A 9,231-nucleotide genomic window follows, 5' to 3' on the forward strand; every position below is an offset into this window, starting at 1 on the left:
GCGTGACAGGTTGGGTGGAAAGAGCTATTTGGTCCAGATGCCGGAGGCGCGTTGCCGGTAGGATGGGTTCAGGGCGTCGGACATCGTGATGACCGGCAGACCGGAGGAAGCGGAAGCGCTGGGGGCTTCGCTACTGGCGGCTGCGCTACTGCTTGGGACGGCGGCACTACCGCCACCTCCCCCACCGCCGCCCCCGTTCCCCAGGGCGCGGCCAACGGCACTCGATAAGCCGCCCCCACCGGGGGCCACGACGCCGGCGGCAGCCGTGGCCGCGCCAACGCCCATGCCGGTCATGGACCCGATAAAGCCTTGCGCGGCCGAGGAGCCGATGAACATCGAGGTGAGGTAAGGCACCATCACGTAGAGCAGCACGAAGGCCACGGATGTGAGCATAAACATCTGGTCATCGACCGACTGCTGGGGCCCATTCACGATGTTGCCAAACAGCCCCCCGGGGGCGCGGGCCGACTCTGCGTAGAACTTGTAGAGCGTGTCGAGCAGCACGAACGTCAGCCCCCACATCTGCACCGCCAGGAAGTTCTGCAGCCACTTCATGGCCAGCTGACCGAAGGAAGGCACGACCGACAGGGTCATGGCAATCGGGCCGCAGACGTACAGAAAACCCAGGATGAACTGCTGGATGAACGTCATGATTTTGCGGATGATGAGCACCGTGGTGGCCGTAAACACCCGGGTCATCAGCCCCGAAAACGTGAACGTGGACAGCGTTTCCGAAATGCTGGTCATCAGTGCCGACGCGCCCGAGACGATGTCGCCAATGCCCATGGAATCGTTGCGGGCCGCCGCTGCCACGGCCGGCGGGGTGGTCAGGTCGCGTAGCGCCTCGGCTGCTGACTGGTTTGTGGTAAACAGCGCCGTAAAGGCCGCAATGCCCGTGCCCAGCGTGTCCACCAGCGTCTGGTAGAAGAAGAGCAGGAAGAATATCCAGGTAGCCTTGATAATCGGCCCCCAGTCCATGGCCAGGCCGCTACCGGAGATAAAGCCCCGCCCGATGGTGTAGAGCAGGGCGATGCCCATCAGCGAGGGGGTGATGAAGCGGCAGGCCGTGAGCACCACCTGCAGGGTCTGGTCGCAGGCCCGCAGAAAGCCCGGGTCGATGCCGTAGGCTACCATCGCGAACATGCTCATTTCGCCAGGGCCCCTTTCCGGGCCTGTTTATCTTCCACGAACTGGTCGACGGCGTAGTCCAGGCGCTGCACCCGCACGGGCTCGTACTCAATCTGCCCCTCGGCGTTGAGCAGCACGTGGCCGTTTTTGTCGGTGCGGGGCCGCTGCTGAGTCTGCTGGTAGAACTTGACCAGCTTGTTGAGGTGGTTGCGCTCCACGGGCTTGGAGGTCAGGATGGCATCGAGCTGCGGCGAGGCCTCCAGCGCAAATACTTTCCCCTTGGCGCCCTGCTTGATGAAAAACTCGCGCAGGGCCTCGGTGGAGCGCACCGACTTAATCAAATCCATCTCGTGGCCGGTCAGGCCCAGCGGGGCCTGCAGCTGCGCCAGCGAGTCGGGGTTGACGTGGCGCAGGATAATCTTGGTGGCCGAGTTGTTGATGATGGCCGGCCCGATTTTGCTGCTGGTAATCTCGGTGATGCCCTGGGTGATGATGGTGACCGAGCCGTTGGTTTTGCGGATGGTGCGGTACATCGACTCGATGAACTCGGAGAGCACGCCCGAAAGCATGGTCCAGGCCTCGTCCAGGGCGATGTACTTGATGTCGTCGGGAAACTTGCGGAACAAATCCAGGCTCAGTTCGGTGATGAGCATGGCCACCACCGGGTAGAGGTCGGGGTCGGCCTGCACCTTGGCCAGGTCAAAGCAGATGAGCCGGTACTCCGACAAATCCACGTCGCGCTTGGCGTTGAGCACCCGCTCGTAGCGGCCGCCGGTTATGTACTGGCCCAGCACCAGGAAGAACTGGTGCATGTCGATGTACTTCAGGTTTTTCTGGTACTGCCGGCGGGCGCCATCCAGCGGGTCGGGCTCTACGCCCTCCCCCGGCACGGCCACCGACTTCTGCATTTCCTGGTCGTAGCCCTCCACGAAGCGGTAGAAGCTTTCCATGCCGGGAAACTCCTCGTCCTTCTGGTTCAGGCGCGGGCTCTCGTTGAGGCAGGCGTAGTACTCAATCAGAAAGCGCGAGAGAATGGTGCGCTCCGACTTATCCAGGGCCGTGTCCTTGCCCCCCTTCCAGAGCGCGGCCAGCAGGGCCAGGTGAAAGTTGGTTTTCTCGTCGTTGTAGAGCCACTTGCCCGCCGCGTCGCGTGGCACCACGAAGGGGTTAAATTCGATGGGGCGCTGCGGGTCGTACTCGAAGTAGGTATTATCGAAGTCCTCCCCGTTGAGCGACTGCAGCACGTTGCGGTAGGTGCCGCCCACGTCCATGATGATTTGCCGGGCGCCCTTTTCGAAGCGCTGCACAATCAGGTTGCCGAAGGTGTAGCTCTTGCCCGAGCCCGAGGGGCCGATAACAATGGCATTCTGGTTGTCCAGGGCCGTGTTGAAGAGGTTTACCTGCACCAGGTTACGGAACCGGTCGGTCAGGTACTCCCCCACCGGGTCGGTTTTGTAAGTGGCCGTCCAGTGGGTGTAGCAGGAGCCGCGGTCGGCGGTGCTCGTCAGCCAGCGGTCGGGCACCTGCCAGGCGTTGCCGGGCAGCAAACCGAAGAACACGGGCAGGGCCAGGTAGCTTTCGACCACGCTTTCCGTGCCGAACATGTAGCGAAAGGCCGCGGTGGCCCGCTCCACGTTCTCGCGCCGGCTGGTGTCGTTGGTGTCCCAGAGCACGCACGAGAGGTGCAGGCCCACAATCTGTTTGTTTTCGGCCCGCACCTCGGCCGTGAACTCCTCGACTTCGGCGGCCCGCAGGTGGTTATCCTGAGTGGCCAGAAACGAGAGCGAGGCGTTGAGCTTGCGGTCGGTATCCAGCGAGCTGAGCTCGGCGCGGGTATCCTGAATCAGCAGGGCCTGGGTGAGCACGTGGGGGCACTGCAGGATGTGGGTGAGCGGGTAGAGCATCGGCGCCGTCACCCCGTAGCTGTTGCGCACGGCCGGGTAGGCATCCGAGCCCTGCCCTACCATCGATAGCACGTTTACTTTCTGCTCGCCCACGCTGAAGGTGCCCAGGTCGTTGCCAATTTCGCGCTCCTGCCGGGTGGGCTGGCCGTCGAAGTTGAGGTTGAAGTACTGCAGGTAGATCTGGTGAATCTCCGCGCTGGGCAGGCGCTCGAAGGTGACACCGCCCAGGTTCTTGATGCCCTGGATGAATTCCACGGCGCCGCTTTCGGCGGCTTCGAGCGTGTGCACGAGCTGGGCAAACGGGTTTTTGAGCACCGCTTCGCCGGCGCGGGCCACCAGGGCATTCACCGCGTTGGTCTTGGGCGACTTGACGGCCACCGGGGCGAAGGAGAGGAACAGGTAGGACTTCTGGAACAGCACCAGCCGCTCGAAGAAGTGCTTGTTCATCTTGTTTTCGAAGTAGGTCTGCTGCGTTTTGTCCTCGCGGTAGGGCCGGTCGTAGTAGATGTCGGTTTTCTGCACGATGGTGCCCACCGGCAGGGGCCGGAGCACGCCCACCAGCGCGGTCTGGAAGGCCTCGTAGTCGTCGGCGGTCCAGCTCTCCATCTCGGCGGGCTCCACACGGAAGCCCACCGCGACGCGGCCGTCCTTGAAAACCACCTTGTCGCCCTCGAAGCTGTGCACCGGCATGACGGCGTTAAACGCGGCCGTTTTGGGCTTTTTGGTCATGGTTGGGGGTGGGAAGGGGCCCCACCGCTAAGCGGCGGGGCTGGATGAAGGTGAAGGAGAGCCAGCCCATCAGAAAGCCGGGCGCCTGCCGCTTGCTCAGGTAGCGCAGGCCCAGAATCAGACCCAGCTCGACGAGGACGACGAGCAGGTACACTAGGCGCGGAATCTTGATGGCCATGCCCAGAAAACCGAGCAGCAGCACCGAGCCGATGAAGAGGCCGACCATAATGCCCAAGTCCTGGATGTTCATGCCCAGCACCTGCGCAGGCCGCTCAATGGATTTGTAGGAGCGCATGGTGAGGTTAGCGTACGCCTCCATCGCCACCGCCCACGGCGCTGACCAAATCGTCCTTGAACAGTTGGAAGCCGAACCAGAGAATCACGCCGCCCACGAGCCAGCCCAACGAGCCCAGCGCGTCGGGCGCGCCCTGCACGAACTTCATCACCACCCGAATCAGGCCCACGATGAGCACGATGGCGAAAATGACCTGCACGATGCCCACGACGGTTTCCTGCACGCCTTCGAGCGCCGCCGCGGCGCCCCCGCCGCCCAACTGGGCGCGGGCCGGGCTGGTAGCCAGGGCCAGGGTGGTGAGCAGGGCCGCTACGCGCTGCTCGGCTTGGGAAGGCTGGTAGGTTCGGCCGGCCGCGGCCAGCGTGTGCATCGTTTCAGTTGCCGTTGCGGCGTGGGTACGGGCTCGGGAAAGAAGGTTGGTTAGCATAGAGAGAAGGATGGATGGAAACAGGGCGCTTATCTCCCCGAAAAGCAGGTGTGGCAGTTAGGAGGGTTTGGTGGTGGGCACCGGGCTGCCGGCGCCGGGGAACAGGTCATTGAGGGCGGCGCGCTGCGCGGCCGCGTCCTTGCCCATGCGGGCCCGCCGCTGCTGGCGCAGGGCGATTTCGGCGGCGCGGTTGGCCTGGTCGTTGGCCGTGGGGGCCGGCGCGGTGAGGGGGTTGTGAAACAGCGCTTCGGCCGGCTCTTCATCCGGGGCTGACGCGGGTTGGGATGGAGCAGGGTCGGGTAGCGGTACTTCGTCCACCGCATCCAGCAGCACGGCGACGGCGCCGGCCGCATGGCGAATCGAAGCCGGCCGCGGCGCTTCGTCGGTTGGTGGCCCAGGGGTAGCCTCCGGCTCTTCAGCCGGAGCAGCTTCTTGGTCGATGGCCGCCTCGGCCGCGGGGATTGCTTCTTCCGGTGGTTGGCCTGACTCCTGGGCTTCGAGGTCTTCCGGAGGCAGCAGGCTTGCCAGCGCCGCATTGGGTGCAGCGACTTCGGTTGGCACCGCGGCTTTCGGGGTAGCGCCGGCGGGCGCGTAGTGGAAAGTGCGCAGGGAATGGTGGTTGCGGCTGGCCGTTGCAGCCGGGACCGCCGGCAGGCCGCTGCCCTTGAACCGCCACCACAGCAGCGCCGCCAGCGCGGCCAGGGCCAGAACAACCACCAACAAGAGTATACCAGAACGCATACCGCCCCCTTACGGCAGGACGCGTTATAGTGTTAGTAAAAAGTTAGTGAAAACATAAAAAATGTTTAGTCGTATGATGCGGCTACTAGCGAATACAGGTTCAGCTAGCTGCCATTTTTGGTAGGCTAGCCGGTAGAAGATTTGAGTTTTTCCACGAAGGCAGTGCGGCTTCTAAGCCCGATATGCGTCCTTTGGGGTATCTCTCCGATACTTCACCCCCACTGCCCCCAGCAGTGAGCCCCTTTCGCATGGTACCCTCCGACCACGTTTCCGCCCCTTTGGGGTTTCCTGATTTAAGCCTATCCGCGCCCTACAGCGAGTGCCTGCGCTACGTCCAGTTCCGCCTCAAAGCCATTGCCCAGGGCGATTTAACCTCTTTTTGTGCCCAGCATGGCCTGACTTATACCAACGTCGTGAACCTGAAGAACGGCAAGCTTAAGCGCGATGAACCGCGGTTGGTGCAGCGCGTGCTGCGGGCCCTGGGCGTGCCCACGGAAATCGTGCGCATCGACATCGGCAGCGGCGCCAACCAGTACGTGTTTGGCAGCGCTGAACTCTTAGCACAATTCCGCGAGCACCTGGCCTTCTTCGACGCGGCCGCGCAGCGGGCCGGCAGCCCACCGCCGACGACCTAATCCTCGGATAGCTTTCCCCCTCGGGCCCGGTTTGGGTGCGGAGCGGAGTTGGAGCTGTCCGGCTCCACTCCCCCAGCCCACCCCATGAACGCACCCCGGGAAAACGACCCCACCGAGCTCGACCGATTCAAGCGCGACATTGACCTGGTTGACTACGCCCAGCGCCAGGGCTACACCATCAAGAAGGAAAGCCGCCGCGGCGACTGGCATCACCTGGTAAAAGACGACGAGCACGTCATCGTCACCCGCAAGGGCGACCACCAAGTGTACCTGAATACCGGCGACGACCGCGACGCGGGCTCCATCATCGACTTTGCCAAAACCCGGGGCGGCAACGGCCATGGCCTGAACCTGGGCCAGGTGCGCCAGCAGCTGCGCGAATACCTCGACGGTGCCCCCGCTCCCGCCCGCCAGTACCCGACTCAGTACGCCACCCCGCCGGATGCTGCGCGCCTGAGCATCCTGCCCGTAGGCGACCCGGAGCAGGCCCGGCAAGCCGAGGAGGAGCGCCGCACCCGCCTGATATCCGAGGTGCTGGGCGTAAAAAAAGAGTTGACCGACCGCAGCTACCTGCACGGGCGCGGCATTACCGACGAAACGCTGGATAGCCCCGCGTTTCAGGGGCGCATCTTCACCGCGCAGCAGAACGAACACAAGAACATAGCCTTTCCGCTCTACAACGAGCACGGGCTGGCCAGTGTGGAGCAGAAGAACGAGCACTACAAAAGCCTGCTGCCGCTGCCCAAGAACGGCATTTGGGTGTCCCACCCTACCGATGGGAAGGATACGCCGGTGGAACGCGTGGTGGTGAGCGAATCAGCCATCGACTCCCTGTCCCATTTTCAGCTCAGGCACGGGCAGGACCCCAAGAACACGCTCTACATTGCCACCAGCGGCACACCCACCGAGGCGCAGGTAGCCCTGATTCAGCGCGTCATCGACAAGCAGCAGCCCCGGGAGGTGGTGCTGGCCAACGACCGCGACGCCGGCGGCCGGCAGTTCAACATCAACTACCTCAACGAGTTGCAGTCGGCCCGGCCGATGGTGCCCGTAGCCGAGCAGGAAGCTTACCGCGAGGCCTCCAGGCCGGTGGAATGGCACGCCACCAGCGACAAGTACCACACCAGCTTGAAGGTGACCTTTCACCACGACTCGGCCGAACAGGGCGCCGGCCAGGTACAACAGCTCAGCGAGCGGGTAGAAAGAATAAACCAGACGCAACAGGACGGCCCTTCGCTGGCGGTCGAGGTGCAACGCAGCACCGAGCAGGCCACCATCGTGCGCCTGACCGTAGCCCGCGCCGACACCGCCCAGCTGGAAGTGGTGGCTCAGGAACTCTACCGGCAGCGCGAGCAGCTGCGACCCGAAGCCGAGCGTCAGCAGGAGGGCTTTCTGCGGGTGGACTACCCATTGGCCAAAGACTTCAACAAGGAGCTGGAGTACACCAACCAGGGGCTGGGTGCCGAACAAATCCGCGCTGCCGCCCAGCGTGAAGAGCAGCAACGCGAATCGGAGCGCCAGCAGCGGCTGGCCGAAGCTCAGCACCAGGAGCGCGAGCAGCGGGCCCTGGAGCGGGAGGCGCAGCGTCAGCGGGAGAGCAGCCCCGAAGCGCAGCAGGAGCGTGCACGGGACGATAAACGCTTTAACCAGGCGGTGCTGGGAGCGGCAACGACCGAGGAGCTGCAGCGCCCCACCCGCTCCTACCGCACCGAGCAGGAAGCAGCCGAGCACACCGCGCAGTTCGTGCACGCTCGGGATGCCGGCCTAGTGCTGCTGAAAGAGTACATCCACGACAATCCCCCGCCGGCCGGCCGCAAAGTCGATGAAGCCGAACGGCAGGAATTGCGCGACCAGGCCCGCTTTGAGGCAGCTGCCGTCGCTGTGAGCTTGCCGGCCGCTACGCCCACCGAGGTGAGGACGGCGACGTGGAAAATTGATAAGCTGGAGCCCAACTCTACCGGCCGCGCCGAGGCCTGGAAAGCCATTCTGGATAACTCCGGCTATTCCATGCGGACCAGCGAAGTGCGCAGCACGGTTGATGAGCAGGGCATCCGCCGAGCGGAGTTCGACATGCGCTACCGCAACGACCAGCCCGACATTGCCATCATCCATGCCATCGTCACCAACACCAATGCCCGCGCCGAGGCTGGGAAGGAGCAATATGCCGGCGTGCGCGTAATCGAGCCCGAAGCTGACCGCAGCGCCCGCCAGCTAGCCGCCGAAGCCGCGACCATTCAGCCCCATAACCGGGACCGTAGCCTGGACGTGACCGCCAAGCCCGGTGCGGAGGCCAGCGCGGCCGGCAAGCAAGAAGTCAGCGCCGGCCCCGCCGGGAGGGAGAAGCAGGTAATTATCCGGGTAGACGAGCCAGTTACCGCCGCGGGTGAGCGGGGCCAAGCGGAGGCCGTGCAGGCAGCTATTACCGCCAGCGGCGCCAAAGCCGGCGAGCTGCAGAGCACCGTCGACGAGCAAGGCGTGCGCCACTCCGAAATGAAGGTATCGTACCGCACCGACCAGCCCGAAATAGCCCAGATAAGCCAGGCGCTGGATGCCGTGGCCCAGCAACCTGGCAACCGCATGCTGGAGCACGGCAGCGACCAGGCCGAGCGGCAGCAGGCCGCTCATCAGAGCCAGGTGAGCAAACAAGCCACGCAAGAATTGGAGCGGTGAACCCATGAAGTAAAGTCGCTCCCACACTTTAGCAGGGCACCAATCCCAAACGGCAATACGGCGCGTATGGTAAGGCATAGCCACTTAACTCCCGGTTTATGTCCCTTCCCACTACCGCCTACGTCCGCTTCGATTCCGGAGTGGAAGAAATTCAACCCAACGAGCAGCAGCTTATCGACGAAACCGTTGAGTCGATGGCCCGGGTCAACCGCTTCATGTTCGAGAAGCACCGCCACGCCATCCGTGACGCCCACGCCAAAAGCCACGGGATTCTGCGCGGTGAGCTGCACGTCTACCCCAACCTGCCCGCGCACCTGGCCCAAGGCATGTTCCGGCAGCTCCGAGTGTACCCGGTCATTATCCGCTTGTCGTCGGCCCCCGGCTCCATCGACTCCGATACCCAATCGGCGGTAAAGGGCATGGCCGTGAAAATCATCGGTGTGGAAGGCCGGAAGTTTCTGCCCGACCAGGCCGGCGAAGTCACCCAGGACTTCCTGCTGGTCAACGACACCATCATTCCGACCGGCGACATCAAGAGCTACCACGACATGCAGCTGCGCCAGGAAAAAGTGTTTATCCATGCCCCGGAGGTGGTCACCACGCTCCTGACCGAGGCCGGCACGCTGGTGAATCAAGCCCTTGATGCCGTGGGTATTAAGAAGGAAATTCCGCTGGTGGTGCCGCCCCACCCTCACAACCACC

The 9,231-nt window shown here is 63.7% G+C and carries 8 protein-coding genes; 3 read left to right on the forward strand and 5 right to left on the reverse strand.

Features of this window, described 5'->3' with window-relative positions:
- Positions 1–24: 24 nt before the first annotated feature.
- From DLM85_RS23845 to DLM85_RS23865, 5 genes are read right to left on the reverse strand one after another with little or no spacing between them, the layout of a single operon-like run.
- Positions 25–1,149: a conjugal transfer protein TraG N-terminal domain-containing protein gene (locus DLM85_RS23845; protein ID WP_111480700.1), complete on the reverse strand. Its 1,125-nt coding sequence runs from the start codon at positions 1,147–1,149 to the stop codon at positions 25–27.
- A complete protein-coding gene (locus DLM85_RS23850) occupies positions 1,146–3,761 on the reverse strand; it encodes a TraG/VirB4 family ATPase (protein ID WP_111480701.1) in 2,616 nt (871 codons plus the stop codon). The genes DLM85_RS23845 and DLM85_RS23850 overlap by 4 nt, the downstream gene beginning before the upstream one ends.
- A complete protein-coding gene (locus DLM85_RS23855) occupies positions 3,730–4,056 on the reverse strand; it encodes a hypothetical protein (RefSeq protein ID WP_133257249.1) in 327 nt (108 codons plus the stop codon). Before DLM85_RS23855 ends, DLM85_RS23850 begins: the two co-directional genes overlap by 32 nt.
- A 7-nt stretch (positions 4,057–4,063) precedes the next feature.
- The gene (locus tag DLM85_RS23860) at positions 4,064–4,483 is read right to left on the reverse strand and encodes a hypothetical protein (protein ID WP_133257250.1); all 420 of its coding nucleotides are present in this window, start codon (positions 4,481–4,483) and stop codon (positions 4,064–4,066) included.
- A gap of 57 nt (positions 4,484–4,540) precedes the next feature.
- Positions 4,541–5,200, reverse strand: coding sequence for a hypothetical protein (locus DLM85_RS23865; RefSeq protein WP_165822285.1), 660 nt, complete (start codon positions 5,198–5,200; stop codon positions 4,541–4,543).
- A 272-nt stretch (positions 5,201–5,472) separates the two neighbouring features.
- Between DLM85_RS23865 and DLM85_RS23870 the strand changes: the two genes are divergently transcribed.
- From DLM85_RS23870 to DLM85_RS23880, 3 genes are all read left to right on the forward strand, one after another.
- A complete protein-coding gene (locus DLM85_RS23870) occupies positions 5,473–5,859 on the forward strand; it encodes a hypothetical protein (protein WP_133257252.1) in 387 nt (128 codons plus the stop codon).
- An 84-nt stretch (positions 5,860–5,943) separates the two neighbouring features.
- Positions 5,944–8,529: a toprim domain-containing protein gene (locus tag DLM85_RS23875; protein ID WP_111480706.1), complete on the forward strand. Its 2,586-nt coding sequence runs from the start codon at positions 5,944–5,946 to the stop codon at positions 8,527–8,529.
- A gap of 98 nt (positions 8,530–8,627) precedes the next feature.
- On the forward strand, positions 8,628–9,231 hold a 604-nt coding region (locus DLM85_RS23880; RefSeq protein WP_481249167.1), incomplete at its 3' end, for a catalase family protein.

The organism is Hymenobacter edaphi (assembly GCF_003258365.1).
In the GTDB taxonomy this organism is placed as follows: domain Bacteria; phylum Bacteroidota; class Bacteroidia; order Cytophagales; family Hymenobacteraceae; genus Solirubrum; species Solirubrum edaphi.